Below are 15,462 nucleotides of genomic sequence, written 5' to 3' on the forward strand. Positions count from 1 at the left end.
CAACGACCCACATTGAAAAATCTCGACGCGTGAACGCCTCTAGCGATATGCAGAATTCACACCAAATTCGAAAGAAAACGCTGTTCCTTGGCAACCATTTGAAAACCCTAAACCGTGATAACTCCATTTGCCGTGGGGGCGTACTTAGGGGTGAGACATGAACGAAGTAATCAAAATCCGGCTATCCGAGCAGGTTCAGTTGGATCAGGGAAGGCTTGGGCTGCTCTATACGCAATTGGGTGACGCAGGCGCGGAAAGCGTTGTTTGCCGCGCGATGGAGGAACTCGCAGTGCGGCTTTCGCAATGTGAAACATTGTGGCGCAACAACAACCAGACCCAGCTGCGCAAACATGCGCGATCTCTCATTGCGATTTCCGATCAGATCGGGATGGACAAACTGGCGCAGATTTCCAGCGATGTAACCCATGCAATTGATGCGCAGGATGATGTGGCGATCGCAGCCACCCTATCGCGGCTTTTGCGGATCGGTGAAAAATCTCTGGCAGCTATTTGGATCATGGATGATCTCAGCCTATGAGGGTGGTTGCAGCCTTTGCACGATGGGATAGTCTGCGTTGAAATAGATACCCACTGAAAGGTTGCCACCCTATGACTCTCAGCTTTGCAGCACCCGCTGATAACGCAATTGATCTGAATGTAATATCTCAGGATGATCTAGGGAACTGGCTGGAAAACCAACCTGCAGCGACAAAGGCTTGGGTTTTGGCAAACGGGTTTTCTGGCCGGATTGGCGAAGCATTGGTTGTGCCGGATACGGAAGGGCAACCAAGGCTTGCGCTGGCGGGATACGGGTCAACTGCCGCGCGTGCGCGGGGTCGCTTCGCCTTGGCTGCTGCGGCGACAAAACTGCCATCAGGCGATTACCGCATCACCAGCGGATTGCCCGATGATCAAGCCGAGGTAGAGGCATTGGGGTGGTTGCTGAGCGGTTATCGTTTTGATCGCTATAAGTCAGCCACACCGATGCGGGCACATTTGGTTGCCCCTGATGGGATCGACGTTGCGAAGGTAGAAGCGATTGCGAATGGGGAAGCTTTGACCCGAACGCTGATCAATACACCTGCCTCTGATATGGGGCCGCCAGATTTAGAGAAAGCTGCGCGTGAACTTGCGGGCGCACATGGGGCCTCCATCAATGTGATCGTGGGCGACGAGCTGTTAAAAGAGAACCTACCGATGATCCATACGGTGGGACGCGCAGCAAATCGTGCGCCTCGGTTGATCGATATCCGCTGGGGTGGCTCTGGCCCGACACTCACCTTGGTTGGGAAAGGTGTTTGCTTTGACACGGGCGGCCTTAACATCAAACCCGGATCGTCGATGGGTTTGATGAAAAAAGACATGGGCGGAGCGGCGGCTGTGCTGGGGCTTGCCCATATGATTATGGCGGCCAAAGCGAATGTTCAGTTGCGGGTTCTCATTCCTGCAGTCGAAAATTCCATATCCGACAATGCTTATCGCCCTCAGGATATCCTGACCTCCCGCAAGGGGCTAACCGTTGAAATCAACAACACCGACGCCGAAGGGCGGTTGGTTTTGGCAGATGCGCTGGCCCTTGCGGATGAGGAAAAACCGGATCAGATCATTTCTATGGCGACCTTAACAGGGGCCGCTCGTGTAGCTGTTGGCCCCGACCTTGCCCCGTATTTTAGCGATGATGCAAATTTCGTAACCGCGCTGGAGGCTTCGGCCGCAAAGGTCAGCGACCCTGTTTGGCGCATGCCCTTCCACACGCCTTATGAATCGATGATCGAACCCGACATTGCTGATCTAGATAACGCACCCAAAGGTGGCTTTGCAGGCTGCATCACAGCGGCTCTTTTCCTGCGCCGGTTCGTTACCGATAGTAACTACGCGCACTTCGACATATACGGCTGGCAACCCAGCGCTGCACCCGCACGCGCTAAAGGTGGCGTCGGGCAAGGAACCCGCGCGCTGCTAGATGCTATCGACAGGATTTTGACCCCATGAGCCACCCACGACTAACCCCCGATCCAGACCGCATGCCGCTAAAAGAAACGGCCCAAATCGGGCGCGGCGTTGTTAACCTATTGCGCAAACCAAACGGTGCGCGCGACCGCCAGTTGCTTTTGGGGACAGAAGTGACCGTTTATTCCCGCGAAGACGGTTGGGCCTATGTGCAATCCGCTGTTGACGGGTATTGCGGTTTTGTTGGCGTATCGTCCTTGGCAAAGCCCCAGCCGATCACGCATAAGGTAACCGCCGCAGGCAGCCACGGTTATCAGAATGCCAATTTCAAGGCGATTGATCGTTGTGCCCTAAGCCACGGCAGCTTGTTGGCTTCGTTGGGCGAGAAAGACGGTTTCATAAACACCAGCCATGGTTTTGTGCCGAAACAGCATATTGCGCCAATCGAGCATTTTGAGGACGACCCTGCCCAAGTCGCCGCGCAGTTTGTCGGCACGCCATACCTCTGGGGTGGCAACAGCCGCTGGGGCATTGATTGCTCTGGTCTGGTGCAGGCCGCCTGTCGTGCTTGCGCAATCCCTTGTGGTGGTGACACCGACATGCAGGAAGCCGAACTGGGAGAATTGTTGCCAGACGGGTCTCTTCCCCAACGCAATGACGTTCTATTCTGGAAGGGCCACGTAGCCATTGTATGGGATGAGGAAACCCTCATCCACGCCAATGCACATTATATGGCGACTGTCTTTGAACCCATCGAAGAAGCGATTGCCCGCATTGAAGAAACAGACGGGCCCGTCACCTCGCACCGCAGGCTGCCTACGGCTGTTTGAACTGCGCAGAGCTGTTCATGTTGCCCCTGCAAGATGCTCGCCCGTGTAAACGGGCGGGTAAAAGTACAAGCCGTCTGCCCCCACCCCCTCTGGCGGTTGCTAGGTCTAGTCAACGGCCCGAATAAGCTTGCGCTCAAGCACCCACAAGACAGGCTTGAGCTCATGCCCCCGTTTCAAAGTCTGCCCATCGGCACCGATCACAGCATATAGGCCTTGTTTCATCCGCAGCTTGGGGCGCTTTTCGATCCGGTACAGGGGGATTTCGGCGGTACGTCGAAAAACGGAAAAGACGGCGACCTCCCTCAAACAGGAAATGCCATAGTCGCGCCACTCACCCGCGGCTACCATACGCCCATAAAGCGATAAGATCACAGAAAGCTCGGTCCGATGAAACGCGACCTGCTCAACGGGGCGGGTCGCGTTGCCGCCTGTTGTCGTATGTGTCGGAATAGTAGGTATATTCATACCCATTAGATTTGCGTCAGGTGAAACGCAAATCAAGCCCAAACCATCAATTTACTTGAACGCGTTACAAAACCGGGTACGGTAGAAAAATTGTGAAACGCATTGGAGGGGAGGACAATGACACCACAGGAACGCGCGGAGCGCGCAGCCGAAACGATGCTGGCCAAAGATTCAGCCTCTCGTGATCTCGGCATGAAGATCACCCATATCGCACCGGGAGCAGCGACGCTAACCATGCCCGTAACAGCAAAAATGCTGAACGGGCACCAGATTTGCCATGGCGGATTCATCTTTACACTCGCAGACAGCGCATTTGCATTTGCCTGCAACAGCTACAATCGGCTGACCGTCGCGCAACAAAACCAGATCACCTATGTCACCTCTGGTAAAGCAGACGAGCTGTTAACCGCTACGGCCCTAGAAACGGCCCTGTCAGGGCGCTCAGGCGTATATGATGTTATGGTCACCGGAGAAGACGGGCGCATCGTTGCAACCATGCGCGGCCTATCACGCACGATAAAGGGGCAGTTGTTCCCCGAACACGGAGACGACACATGAAAGACCTCACACCAGCCCGCGACAGCCTAGACGCCATCGAAACCGCCAGCCGTGATGAGATCAGCACCCTTCAATTGGAACGCCTGAAATGGTCGCTGCGCCACGCCTATGACAACGTCCCTTTTTACAAAGAAAAATTTGATGCGGCAGGCGTGCACCCTGACGACCTGAAAGACCTTAGTGATCTGTCCAAGTTCCCGTTCACCGTCAAAACCGACCTGCGCGACAATTACCCGTTTGGCATGTTCGCCGTGCCTCAGGAGCAGGTAAAACGCATCCACGCGTCATCTGGCACGACGGGGCAACCCACCGTTGTGGGTTATACCGCTAAGGATCTGGAAAACTGGGGTAGCGTTGTTGCACGCTCGCTGCGCGCTGCGGGTATGACGCCTGGTGATATGCTTCATAACGCATATGGCTACGGTCTGTTTACTGGCGGCATGGGCATCCATCTTGGGGCGGATACACTGGGGCTGAGCACGATCCCGATTTCGGGTGGTATGACCTCCCGTCAGGTTCGTTTGATCGAAGATTTCAAACCAAAGGGCATCACGGTAACCCCCTCTTACGCGCTATCCATTCTGGATGAGTTCAACGCACAAGGGATCGACCCGCGCGATAGCTCTCTCGAAGTTGGTATATTCGGCGCCGAGCCATGGACCAACGCCATGCGCCAAGAGATCGAGCAAGCCTTTGATATGCACGCGGTTGATATCTACGGCCTATCCGAAATCATGGGGCCTGGTGTTTCGATGGAGTGTGTCGAAAGCAAAGATGGCCTGCACATTTGGGAGGATCATTTCTATCCCGAAATCATCAACCCAGAGACCGGCGAAGTTGTGGCCGACGGTGAACAGGGTGAGCTGGTGTTTACCTCGCTAACCAAGGAAGCGTTCCCCGTCATCCGCTACCGCACCCGCGATCTGACCCGCCTATTGGCTGGTACAGCGCGCAGCATGCGCCGCATGGAAAAGGTGACGGGGCGCAGTGACGATATGATCATCCTGCGGGGTGTGAATGTCTTCCCGACCCAGATCGAAGAGCTGCTGATGAAAATCGACGGCCTCGCGCCGCATTTTCAAATCGAGCTGGCGCGCCCTGACCGGATGGATCAGATGCGTATCCTGACAGAGGTCACCGATAGCAATATCGGGTCAGACACCCGCGCGGATGCCGCAGCCCAGCTTTCTGCCGCCATCAAACAGTCTGTCGGCATTAGCGCCAAAGTCGATGTCGGGGATATCGGGGCAGTGCCCCGTTCAGAGGGCAAAGCCGTTCGCATTCTGGATAACCGCCCTAAGGCTTAACCGCAGGTGATACCGATAATCGTATCGGTATCATCCAATTGGATGTTCTTGCGCGCCGGATTGAAATCGGTTGTGACAGCATCTGTCGGACCAACCAGACGTTTTGGTTCTGGCAGCGCAAGGGATGATGCGGCATCCAGCCCGATCAACCCCTGATGCACTGCTGCATCACATGTATCCGGCCCCTTGGCGGCCGGTGCATTGCCGCCAGTGGTCCCAATCGTTGTCCCACAGCCCGCCAACAATAGCCCCGCAAGTATCGTGTATTTCATATCTCTACCCCATTAATTTCTTGGCCCGAGTTTTCATCATCCCGCCAAGATTGACCAGTCTCTTCGCATTGATACTGCTGAATGATCGGCGGAGCCATAGCCCCCCCGTTTCTATCTGTGTCGGTTTGGCCATTTCCCGCTTCTTTAAGGTTTGGTTTTTACTAGCAAGCATTTCCTACTCAAGTTAACTAGCAACCATGTTAGCTATCTTTCTAAAAACGCTTCCGTTTTTTGCCATTATTGGTCTTGGCTATTTGGCGGGCCGCACGCGGTTTTTCACCGCCGAAGCCACGGCCTATCTCACCAAATTTGTGTTTTACTTTGCGCTATCGGCGATGCTGTTTCGCTTTGCTGCAAACCTGTCACTCGCCGAAGTCTGGGATACACGATTGGTTGTTGCCTACCTATGGGGCACCGCCTTTGCCTATGGCATTGCAACGCTGATCGGCTTTTACCGCAATCAAAGCATCGAAGTTACAGCGATGGAGGCGCAATGTGCGGTGATCGGCAACGTGGGCTTCCTTGGCGTCCCGATGTTGACCCTACTGCTGGGCCCAGAGGCGATTGGCCCCGTGATGCTGGCGCTTGCGGTTGATCTGATTGTTTTCTCCTCCCTAATTGTAATCCTAATCACCGGTTCCCGCGACGGCAGGATGAGCATTGCAGTCCTGCGTACCGTAGGCCTTGGACTGCTCAAAAATCCAATGATTGTCGCCATGGCCCTCGGGCTAGTCTGGTCCAGCCTGAGCATCCCTATCCCTACGCCAATGAATGAATTTCTGGCGCTGCTTGGTGCTGCCGCGACCCCCGGTGCGCTGTTTGCCATCGGGGCTTCGCTGGCATCCAAATCCGCTGAGCGGTTGACCGTGGCAGGGTGGCTTAGCTTTAGTAAACTGGTTGTGCATCCCCTGCTTGTTGCAATTGCCTGCTTTGTCTTTTTCAAGGTCGATCCCTATAAAGCCAGTGTGGTTATTTCTGCGGCAGCGCTACCTGTTGCCGGCAATGTTTACATCCTTGCGCAACACTATGGTGTGGCACCCCAACGGGCCTCTGCTGCGATCCTTATTTCTACTGCGTTCAGCATCGTTACGGTCAGCATGTGGATTGCTTGGCTGTCGACACCCTAAACCAATTTGAGCAAACAGAGCCCTTGCCCTAGGCCCCCGCTCTGGTTAGCCATAATCAACACCCGCAAAGGAGCCTTCAATGGAAACGATCTCGTCCAACGCCTGCTTTGGCGGCACACAACACGTCATAAAACACGCCTCCAGCAGCTGCGCATGCGACATGACATTTGCCCTATTTCTACCGCCAGAGGCCAAAGACGGCCCCGTCCCTGTTTTGTGGTTCCTGTCGGGCCTCACCTGCACCCATGAAAACGCAATGGTCAAAGCAGGCGCACAGGCTTGGGCCGCCGAGCAAGGCATTGCTTTGGTCTTTCCCGACACGTCTCCGCGCGGCGAAGGCGTGGCCAATGACGAGGCCTATGATCTGGGCCAAGGCGCTGGTTTCTATGTGAACGCCACCCTAGATCCTTGGAAACCGCATTTCCAGATGTGGACTTATATCGCAGATGAACTACCTGCCTTGCTGGCCGAGAACTTTCCGTTGGATATGGAACGTCAATCGATCACTGGGCATTCGATGGGTGGGCACGGCGCGCTGACCCTTGCGATGTCATTCCCTGATCGTTTCACCTCGGTCTCGGCCTTTGCGCCGATCACCCACCCAATCGCCAGCGATTGGGGTCGCAAGCAGCTAACGGCCTATCTAGGCGCGGATGAAAGCACATGGGTTGCACATGACGCGACGCTGCTGATGCAGGAAAAAGGGTTTGATGGGCCCGTTCTGATTGACCAAGGCACCGACGATCAATTCCTCGACCTGCTCCAGCCCGAAGCCCTAAGCGCGGCAATGGCCAAACGCCGCCAGAACGGGATGTTCCGGATGCAGCCGGGCTATGACCACAGCTATTTCTTCATCGCAACCTTCATGGAAGACCACGTTACCTTTCATGCTGACGCTTTGTGGTCCGCATGACGGCCATCTACATTGATGCCGATGCCTGCCCCGTAAAGGAAGAGGCCGAGCGCGTGATAACGCGCCATAAGTTGAAGATGTTTGTTGTCTCAAACGGGGGGCTCCGCCCCTCGCAAAACCCCTTTGTAGAGACTGTTATAGTGCCTGATGGGCCTGATATTGCGGATATGTGGATTGCCGAACGTGCAGGCCGCGGCGACGTTGTTGTGACTGGTGATATTCCTTTGGCCGCCAAATGTGTCGAAGCGGGTGCCAAAGTGATCAAACACAACGGCGAGGCCCTAACCCAAGCCAACATCGGAAATGTTCTGGCCACCCGTGATCTAATGACCGATTTACGGGCTGCCGATCCCTTCCGCCAAGGGGGCGGAAAAGGGTTTACAAAGGCTGATCGCTCTCGCTTCCTAGAAGCGTTAGAGCGTGAGATCAGAGCCGCGCAAAAGCTAACTTAACCTGTCGTGGCGGGTTCGCCTCGCGATCTTGCAAGCCAGTAGAAAGAATTCGAATGACACCTAAAGCTGTAGTATTTGATATCGGAAACGTCCTCATCGAATGGCAACCCGAGCGGTTTTATGACGCGCAAATCGGTGAGGAGCGTCGGCGCGCTATGTTTGCTGAAATTGACCTGCACGGCATGAACGATCGCGTTGATACAGGCGAGAATTTCACCAAAGTCATTCGCGAAACCGCCGCGATCTATCCCCATTGGGCAGATGAAATTATGCTGTGGCATGACAACTGGATCGAAATGGCCGCGCCTGCGATCCCCCACTCCGAACGTTTGATGGACGCGCTACAGGCCAAAGGCATTCCTGTTTTCAGCCTGACGAATTTCGGCGTTGAGACGATGGTCATTGCGCGCAAGAAATACGGCTTTTTGCACAAATTCGACCGCGATTTCATCTCTGGGCACATGCAGGTTATCAAACCCGCCGCGCGCATCTATGAATTGCTAGAGGAAGGCACAGGCCTGTCAGGCCCAGAGCTGTTATTCACCGATGATCGCCATGACAACATCAATGCCGCCAAAGATCGCAACTGGCAAACCCATCTATTCGAATACCCTCAGGGTTGGGCGGATAAATTGGTGGCGTCAGGTTTGTTAACCGAACAGGAGGCCGTATGAGCAACATTCCCTTTATCCCGTTTGAGGCTGGTGAAAAGCTTCTCGATTGGATTGGCCTGACGGATGCATTGGCCGCAGGTCACAAACTGGCCCGCGCCGAGATAGGTGACACATTTTTATACCGTGATCCCGACACTCTGCTTAGCCGTGCCGCATGGATTGACGGCATGGGTATGGCGGTCAAGTCAGCCACGGTTTTCCCCAACAACACCAAACAGGGCAAACCCAACATCAACGGCGGGGTTAGTCTCTATTCCGATGCCGATGGCACATTGGAAGCGATCATAGACTTTCACCTTGTGACCAAATGGAAAACCGCAGGCGATAGCCTGCTGGCGGCGCGGCGTTTGGCGCGGCCCGATGCCTCGAAAATCCTGTTGGTGGGTGCTGGTGCGGTGGCACAATCCCTGCACGAAGCTTACAGCGCGGTTTTCCCGAATGCTTCCTTTACGATCTGGAGCAGAACCCGTGCCAGTGCCGAAACGCTTGCCGCCACATTGCCAAATGTCTCGGTGGCTGATGATTTGGAAACCGCCATTAAATCTGCCGACATTATCGGCAGCGCCACGATGGCAACTGACCCAGTGATCAAAGGCGCTTGGCTTCAACCTGGTCAGCATCTGGACCTGATCGGCGCCTATCGCCCTGACATGCGGGAAGTGGACGACGAGGCCCTTCAACGTGCACGCCTGTTTGTCGACAGCGTGGACACCACAATCGGCCATATCGGAGAGTTAAAAATACCGCTTGAGGCTGGGGCCATCTCTCGTGAAGACATCATAGCCGATTTTTACAATCTGGATGCCTTCAAACGCACCTCAGCCGATGAGATCACCATCTGTAAAAACGGCGGCGGGGCGCATCTGGATTTGATGACCAGCAAATATATCCTTGATCAGTGGCGCAAGGTCACGTGATCTGGATTTTCCTATTCCTGCTTGCGGCAATCGCTGCGGCGCCCTTTGCCCTTGAACACTACCGCACGCAGATGAACGACGGCAGGCGCGGATCAGCACCTGGCCTGTTTGTAGAACTGAGCCAGGGCACGACCCATTACCGCCTGAACGGCCCCTCTGATGGGCCCTTAATCGTCTGTGTTCATGGCCTGACCAGTCCCAGCTTTGTCTGGGGCGAGCTTGCAAAAGAGCTCGTGGACAACGGCTTTCGGGTGCTGACCTATGATCTATATGGCCGCGGTTATTCTGATCGCCCTCACGGGGCGCAGGACAAGGCGTTCTTCAACAATCAACTGAATGACCTGTTAGAATACCTCGAGGTTGAGGAACCCTTTCACCTGATGGGTTATTCGATGGGCGGTGCGGTTGCAGCGGGTTTTGCGTCAACTTTTCCGACCCGTGTGCGGCGGCTTATCTTGATAGCATCAGCAGGGTTTGTCCTGCCTAGTTCCAAACCGCTTCACGTTATTCAGGACCAAGGACTGGCTGGGAATTGGTTGTTGCTGGCCGCCTACCCCAAGCAGCTTCGCAGTGGTATCCGTGCCGAACAGGAAAGCGGGACCGCCCCACCGCAAATTTCCCAAGCCCAAGAAGCCGAACTGGAATACCAAGGCTTTCTGCCTGCGGTCCTGTCCAGTTTGCGCGGGATTTTGCGCCACCCCTTGGAGGGTGAACACCTTAGCATTGCAAAGGCCGAAATACCCGTCTTGGCAATCTGGGCAGAAGAAGACGACACCATTCCCGCAAGCGCGATGGGCCAGCTTGCTGCTTGGAACCGGAATGCCATCCATGAGGTCATCGAAGACGCGGGGCATGGCGTAACCTACACCCATAGCGAACAGGTTCTTGACCTTATCGGCGGCTTCCTACCTCTACCCGCAGGTGACGATTGGGGCCACGACCAATAGGGGTTAGGCAAGTGCTGGTTGTGATCTGTCTTCTTTGACTGGCAAATGCACGATCGCGCTGAACGCCCCTACGGCGACACCAATCCACCAGACCGTCGTGTAGCTGCCATAGGCGTCATACATGCGCCCTCCCAGCCAGACACCGACAAAACTGCCTAATTGGTGGCTGAAAAAGATGATCCCGTACAAGGTACCCATATAGCGCAGCCCATAAATATGCGCGATCAACCCCGAGGTCAGCGGCACCGTAGCCAGCCACAAAGACCCCATCGTAATCGAGAAAATAATCACACTTAACGGGGTGATCGGCAGCATGATGAACAAAGCTGCGATAATTGTTCGGCCAGTGTAGATACCCGCAAGCAGGTATTTCTTTGAATACCGCTTGCCAGCCCAGCCCGCCAACAACGTGCCACAGACATTTGCAGCACCAATCAAGGATATCGCAACAGCGCCCAACGCCGAGGTGGATGTGATCCCCATGTTATGCAGCACCCCACCCGCAAGGATCGGGCCGCACATCTCGGTCACAAAAGCAGGAAAATGGGCCGTGACGAAAGCCAGCTGATAACCGCAAGAAAAGAAGCCCAAAAAGATCAACGTATAGCTGGGGTCTTTGAAGGCGCGCAAAAGGATTGCCCCCATCGCCTCTTCGAGGTCTGCCTTATCGGCCTGCACAGGCGCGCGCATAAAGGGCAACAACAGGATCACCGACAGGATTAACGCGGCAAAGACGGTAAACACCATCTGCCAGCTCATCATACCCAGCAGCCATTCCGCGACCGGAGCCCCAAATATCTGCCCCACACTGCCCGCCGCAGTTACAATCGCCAGTGCCATCGAACGGTTTTCATCAGAAGACGCGCGGCCGACAACCGCAAGGATGACGCCAAAACCTGTCCCCGCGATACCAAACCCTACCAACCATGCGTAGGTTTGGTGGGCAATTGGCGTATCTGACCCCGCTGATAGAATAAGACCCAAGGCATAAACGACTGCCCCAATAATGATCGCCTTTCGGTCGCCAATTTTCTCTGCAATAGCGCCAAAGATCGGCTGCCCTACTCCCCACGCCAAATTCTGTATGGCAATCGCCAGCGAAAACTCGGCCCGCAGCCAACCAAACTCTTCCGCAATGGGAATCTGAAAAACACCAAAAGAAGCGCGGATCGCAAAACCGACCATGATGATCACACAGCCGACGATCAGCACGGGCGAGAATAAAGGTGTCTTTTGCATCTGCATGCTCCGTTTAGGTTAGGCTAAGGTGAGTGAGCAAATAGGGCTCGTCAACAAATCGATTGTATGCACACACTTTTCAATGGCGTTGGTGCACAGTAGGAAACACCCATGAATGATCTGCGCACCCTCTACGACCAAATGATTGCCGATGGCACCCTGCGGGCTGATCCTGCTCAGGAAGCGGTAATTCCTGAATTCGACCGGCTTCGCGATGCCTTGATGAATCCCCCCAAGAAAAGCCTGTTTCGAAAGGCGCCGGAACCGCCCAAAGGGCTGTACCTATGGGGCGGCGTTGGACGCGGGAAATCCATGCTGATGGATTTATTCGTCTCTAACCTTGGGAATATTCCTGCCCGTCGGGTTCACTTTCACGCCTTCATGCAGGAAATCCATGCCGCCATGCATGAGGCCCGCAAAACGGGGGTTGAGGATGCAATTGCTCCCGTTGCCAAAGATGTCAGCGACAAGGTGCGGCTGCTGGCCTTTGATGAAATGCAGATCACTGACATCACCGACGCGATGATTGTTGGCCGCTTGTTTGAGGCGCTATTTGCCGATGGGGTTGTGGTGATCACCACGTCAAACCGGATTCCAGATGATCTGTATAAACACGGCCTAAACCGAGACCTGTTTGTGCCCTTTATCGAATTGATCAAACAGCGGATGGTCCTGCACGAATTGGTCAGCCCAACCGACTACCGCCAAGACCGCCTTGCTGGCAGTACCGTCTATTTCAGCCCCTCAAACGAAGACAGCCGCGCAGCTATGAACGCTGTTTGGCATGATTTGGCCGGAGGAGAAGCCGCCCCTTTGACCCTAAAGGTTAAAGGCCGAGAGGTTATTCTCCCCAAATTCAGGAACGGAGTTGCCCGCACTCGGTTTCACGACCTATGCGGACAGCCCCTTGGCCCTGCGGATTACCTTGCGGTTGCTGAGGCGGTAAAGGTTCTGATGCTGGACGATATCCCAAGCCTTGGCCGCAGCAACTTTAACGAGGCAAAGCGCTTTGTAACGCTTATCGACGCCCTTTATGAGGCACGTGTACGTTTCATTTGCTCAGCCGCAGCCGAACCAGAGATGTTATATCTGGAAGGTGAAGGGACATTTGAATTTGAGCGCACAGCGTCGCGTCTGCGGGAAATGCAAAGCGAAGATTGGGGCGACGCCTAATCGCTAAAGCTAAACAGCTCTTGGCTGTTGTCACGGCTCACTTCTTCGGCAGTCATTTCTGGGTGATAAGGCGCGGATTGTCCAAGAAGGCTCCACCCTCCAAGACCCATAATCCCTAGCGCGATACCGCTAAAAACCATTTGTCGCAGAAATGTAGATTTAGGGGTGGCAGCCCCCGACGTCTCTGGTCGTGTATTTTCCATGCTCGGTCCTCAGGATTTCCGGTTTTGCGCGCAGAATTCGCTATCCGGTATTATTACCCTCGTAATGTGCGGCAAGACTCTTCGTCAACGCAACACATCTGCATTTTAAATATAACTACTGGTTGTGGCGCAAAATGTTGCCAGCAAGATACAATGAACCGCAGATCAAAACACGCGCCTGTGGGGCTTTATCTATGATCGTTGCAAGCGCTTGATCGACGTTATCAGCCTCAAAGGCGGCCATCCCCGCATCTTTGGCCGCTTGTGCAGTGGTAGCCGCCGGAAGCGTAGCCGCTTCGCCTGGGATTGAAACCGCGTGTAGCTCGCTCACATACGAGGACAGTGGGCGCAGATAACCTGTAATATCTTTGGTGTTTAGCATCCCGCAAATCAGATAGGTTGGAACCTCTGGCAACTCTCCCAAAACAGCGGCAAGCGCTTTGCCCGCTGCGGGGTTATGACCGCCATCCAGCCAAAGTTCGGCCTGACCGGCTGCCTTGACCAAGGGGCCATCTTTCAGGCGCTGCATACGGGCAGGCCACTTTGCATTGGTGATCGCAGCTTCGCAGGCTTGATTGTCAAAACCCAGCGAACGCAGGGTGGCGATCGCGCCGCCCGCGTTTTGTACCTGGTGCAAACCGGGCAAGTTCGGCAATGGCAAATCCAACAGGCCTTGTTCGTCCTGATAGACCATGCGACCTGCTTCGCGGTAGGCATGCCACTGCTGACCATAGACGCTAAGCGGCGCAAGGTTGCGCGCGGCAACTGCTTCGATCACGTCCAGCCCTGCCTCTTGTTGTGGGCCAACAATGCAGGGCACGCGGCGTTTGATGATACCCGCCTTTTCACCAGCGATCTCGGCCAGCGTTTCACCCAAAAATTGCTGGTGATCCAAATCAACTGGTGTGATCACTGTCGCCGCTGGATTGGCGATCACATTTGTTGCATCCAATCGCCCACCAAGGCCGACCTCTAGCAAAGTATAATCAGCAGGCGTGCGCGAAAACGCTAGGATCGCGGCACAGGTTGTGATCTCGAAATAGGTGATGTTCGCCCCGTTATTCGCAGCATAACATTCGTCCAAAACCTCGGTCAGGGCTTCTTCGGTGATCAACTCTCCTGCCAGTCGAATGCGTTCATGAAACCGCGCGAGGTGGGGCGAGGTATAGGCGTGAACCTTTTTACCCGCCGCCTCGAGCCCTGCACGGATCATCGCCTGAGTAGAGCCTTTGCCATTCGTCCCCGCAATATGGATAACGGGTGGCAAATTGTTCTGCGGGTTCCCCAGCGCCTCCAACAAGGTCAACATCCGATCCAACGTCAGATCGATGATCTTTGGGTGTAGCGCCATCATCCTGTCAAGGATCACGTCCGAGGTCGAAGTATTCATTTCGGAAGGCCTTTGCTGGGATAGGTAACAAGGTGAGAATTTTGAACATTACTCAACGAGCTAAAAAAACAGCCCCATTGAACAAAGAACCTCTATTTCTCTTCAGCATCATCCAGAGGGATATCCGCGTCCTCGGGTTCTTCCTGCGCAGCTTCCTCGGACGGCGGTGGTAAATCCCCCCGTACCGCAGGGCTAAGGCCCAGCAACATACGGGTAATCGTGATCAATTCATCCCGCATCTGTGGTCGCGCTGTGACGCGATCCAACATACCGTGATCCAACAAATACTCAGCCCGCTGGAAACCCTCTGGCAGACGTTCGCGGATGGTTTGCTCAATCACCCGTGGGCCAGCAAAACAGATCAACGCATTCGGTTCTGAGATGTGAACATCACCCAGCATAGCATAGCTTGCCGTTACGCCGCCTGTTGTCGGGTGTGTCAGCACCACGATATAGGGTAGGTTTGCTTCTTTTAGCATCTGTACCGCAACTGTCGTGCGCGGCATCTGCATCAAGCTCAGGATGCCTTCTTGCATCCGCGCGCCACCAGCAGCAGAAAACAGGATCAACGGACGCTTCAGCTTCACCGCTTCTTCGGCGGCGGCGATGATCGCGTTGCCTACATACATCCCCATGGAACCAGCCATAAAGCTGAAATCCTGCGCACAGGCCACGATCGGCGTGCGGCCGATTTCACCTGTCGCAACCAGCATCGCTTCGTTTTCTTCGGTGCTTTTCTGAGCAGCGCGCAAACGGTCGGGGTATTTTTTCTGGTCTTTAAACTGCAGCGGGTCCGTAATGGGCGCGGGGACTTTCACCTCGTTAAACACACCGCCATCGAATAGGGCGCTAAAGCGATCACGCGGAGTGATATGCATGTGGTGGCCACAGTTCGTGCAGACATTCAGGTTTTCGCTAACCTCGCGGTGGAACAACATGGTCCCGCAATCGTCGCATTTCGTCCAAAGGTTCTCTGGCGTTTCGCGACGCGAAAAGATCGAATTGATCCGAGGTTTGACGTAGTTGTTGATCCAGTTCATGCCGG

18 protein-coding genes are annotated in these 15,462 nt (G+C 54.8%); 12 read left to right on the forward strand and 6 right to left on the reverse strand.

What is annotated here, in order from left to right:
* The first annotated feature begins 157 nt into the window (after positions 1-157).
* The 3 genes from Z948_RS0106875 to Z948_RS0106885 all read left to right on the forward strand — a co-directional run bounded on the left by Z948_RS0106875 (position 158) and on the right by Z948_RS0106885 (position 2,780).
* A complete protein-coding gene (locus tag Z948_RS0106875) occupies positions 158-538 on the forward strand; it encodes a hypothetical protein (RefSeq protein ID WP_025058828.1) in 381 nt (126 codons plus the stop codon).
* 71 nt (positions 539-609) lie between these two features.
* Complete coding sequence (locus tag Z948_RS0106880) at positions 610-1,992, forward strand: leucyl aminopeptidase family protein (protein ID WP_025058829.1); 1,383 nt, start codon at positions 610-612, stop codon at positions 1,990-1,992.
* Positions 1,989-2,780 (forward strand): C40 family peptidase, encoded by a 792-nt coding sequence (locus tag Z948_RS0106885; protein WP_025058830.1) that lies wholly within the window; start codon positions 1,989-1,991, stop codon positions 2,778-2,780. The genes Z948_RS0106880 and Z948_RS0106885 overlap by 4 nt, the downstream gene beginning before the upstream one ends.
* Before the next feature lie 105 nt (positions 2,781-2,885).
* On the opposite strand, the gene Z948_RS0106890 is transcribed toward Z948_RS0106885, so the two are convergent.
* A complete protein-coding gene (locus tag Z948_RS0106890) occupies positions 2,886-3,245 on the reverse strand; it encodes a DUF2794 domain-containing protein (RefSeq protein WP_025058831.1) in 360 nt (119 codons plus the stop codon).
* A 117-nt stretch (positions 3,246-3,362) separates the two neighbouring features.
* On the opposite strand from Z948_RS0106890, the gene paaI reads away from it, so the two are divergent.
* Positions 3,363-3,803: a hydroxyphenylacetyl-CoA thioesterase PaaI gene (gene paaI / locus Z948_RS0106895; protein WP_025058832.1), complete on the forward strand. Its 441-nt coding sequence runs from the start codon at positions 3,363-3,365 to the stop codon at positions 3,801-3,803.
* A complete protein-coding gene (gene paaK / locus Z948_RS0106900) occupies positions 3,800-5,110 on the forward strand; it encodes a phenylacetate--CoA ligase PaaK (RefSeq protein ID WP_025058833.1) in 1,311 nt (436 codons plus the stop codon). Before paaI ends, paaK begins: the two co-directional genes overlap by 4 nt.
* Here the strand turns inward: paaK and Z948_RS17915 are convergent.
* Entirely contained in the window at positions 5,107-5,382 is a 276-nt protein-coding gene (locus Z948_RS17915) for an I78 family peptidase inhibitor (RefSeq protein WP_025058834.1), read from the reverse strand. The genes paaK and Z948_RS17915 overlap by 4 nt on opposite strands.
* Before the next feature lie 197 nt (positions 5,383-5,579).
* On the opposite strand from Z948_RS17915, the gene Z948_RS0106915 reads away from it, so the two are divergent.
* From Z948_RS0106915 to Z948_RS0106940, 6 genes are all read left to right on the forward strand, one after another.
* On the forward strand, positions 5,580-6,509 hold the full coding sequence (locus tag Z948_RS0106915; RefSeq protein WP_025058835.1) for an AEC family transporter: 930 nt from the start codon (positions 5,580-5,582) through the stop codon (positions 6,507-6,509).
* Between the two features lie 127 nt (positions 6,510-6,636).
* The gene (fghA, locus tag Z948_RS0106920; protein WP_245604599.1) at positions 6,637-7,422 is read left to right on the forward strand and encodes an S-formylglutathione hydrolase; all 786 of its coding nucleotides are present in this window, start codon (positions 6,637-6,639) and stop codon (positions 7,420-7,422) included.
* The gene (locus Z948_RS0106925) at positions 7,419-7,874 is read left to right on the forward strand and encodes a YaiI/YqxD family protein (protein ID WP_025058837.1); all 456 of its coding nucleotides are present in this window, start codon (positions 7,419-7,421) and stop codon (positions 7,872-7,874) included. Before fghA ends, Z948_RS0106925 begins: the two co-directional genes overlap by 4 nt.
* A gap of 53 nt (positions 7,875-7,927) precedes the next feature.
* Positions 7,928-8,548, forward strand: coding sequence for an HAD-IA family hydrolase (locus Z948_RS0106930; protein WP_025058838.1), 621 nt, complete (start codon positions 7,928-7,930; stop codon positions 8,546-8,548).
* Complete coding sequence (locus Z948_RS0106935) at positions 8,545-9,465, forward strand: ornithine cyclodeaminase family protein (RefSeq protein ID WP_025058839.1); 921 nt, start codon at positions 8,545-8,547, stop codon at positions 9,463-9,465. Before Z948_RS0106930 ends, Z948_RS0106935 begins: the two co-directional genes overlap by 4 nt.
* Entirely contained in the window at positions 9,462-10,412 is a 951-nt protein-coding gene (locus Z948_RS0106940; RefSeq protein ID WP_025058840.1) for an alpha/beta fold hydrolase, read from the forward strand. Before Z948_RS0106935 ends, Z948_RS0106940 begins: the two co-directional genes overlap by 4 nt.
* A gap of 3 nt (positions 10,413-10,415) precedes the next feature.
* Here Z948_RS0106940 and Z948_RS0106945 read toward each other — a convergent pair whose 3' ends face one another.
* Positions 10,416-11,651, reverse strand: coding sequence for an MFS transporter (locus Z948_RS0106945; protein WP_025058841.1), 1,236 nt, complete (start codon positions 11,649-11,651; stop codon positions 10,416-10,418).
* Positions 11,652-11,762: 111 nt separating this feature from the next.
* Here Z948_RS0106945 and zapE point away from each other — a divergent pair, with 111 nt between their 5' ends.
* Entirely contained in the window at positions 11,763-12,824 is a 1,062-nt protein-coding gene (gene zapE / locus Z948_RS0106950) for a cell division protein ZapE (RefSeq protein WP_025058842.1), read from the forward strand.
* On the opposite strand, the gene Z948_RS0106955 is transcribed toward zapE, so the two are convergent.
* From Z948_RS0106955 to accD, 3 genes are all read right to left on the reverse strand, one after another.
* Positions 12,821-13,027: a hypothetical protein gene (locus tag Z948_RS0106955; protein WP_025058843.1), complete on the reverse strand. Its 207-nt coding sequence runs from the start codon at positions 13,025-13,027 to the stop codon at positions 12,821-12,823. The genes zapE and Z948_RS0106955 overlap by 4 nt on opposite strands.
* A gap of 115 nt (positions 13,028-13,142) precedes the next feature.
* Positions 13,143-14,417 carry a bifunctional folylpolyglutamate synthase/dihydrofolate synthase gene (locus tag Z948_RS0106960; protein WP_025058844.1) on the reverse strand — a complete coding sequence of 425 codons (1,275 nt, stop codon included), beginning with the start codon at positions 14,415-14,417 and terminating at the stop codon, positions 13,143-13,145.
* A 92-nt stretch (positions 14,418-14,509) separates the two neighbouring features.
* Positions 14,510-15,457 (reverse strand): acetyl-CoA carboxylase, carboxyltransferase subunit beta, encoded by a 948-nt coding sequence (accD, locus tag Z948_RS0106965; protein WP_025058845.1) that lies wholly within the window; start codon positions 15,455-15,457, stop codon positions 14,510-14,512.
* Positions 15,458-15,462 lie beyond the last annotated feature (5 nt).

This window comes from Sulfitobacter donghicola DSW-25 = KCTC 12864 = JCM 14565 (assembly GCF_000622405.1).
Lineage (GTDB): Bacteria > Pseudomonadota > Alphaproteobacteria > Rhodobacterales > Rhodobacteraceae > Sulfitobacter > Sulfitobacter donghicola.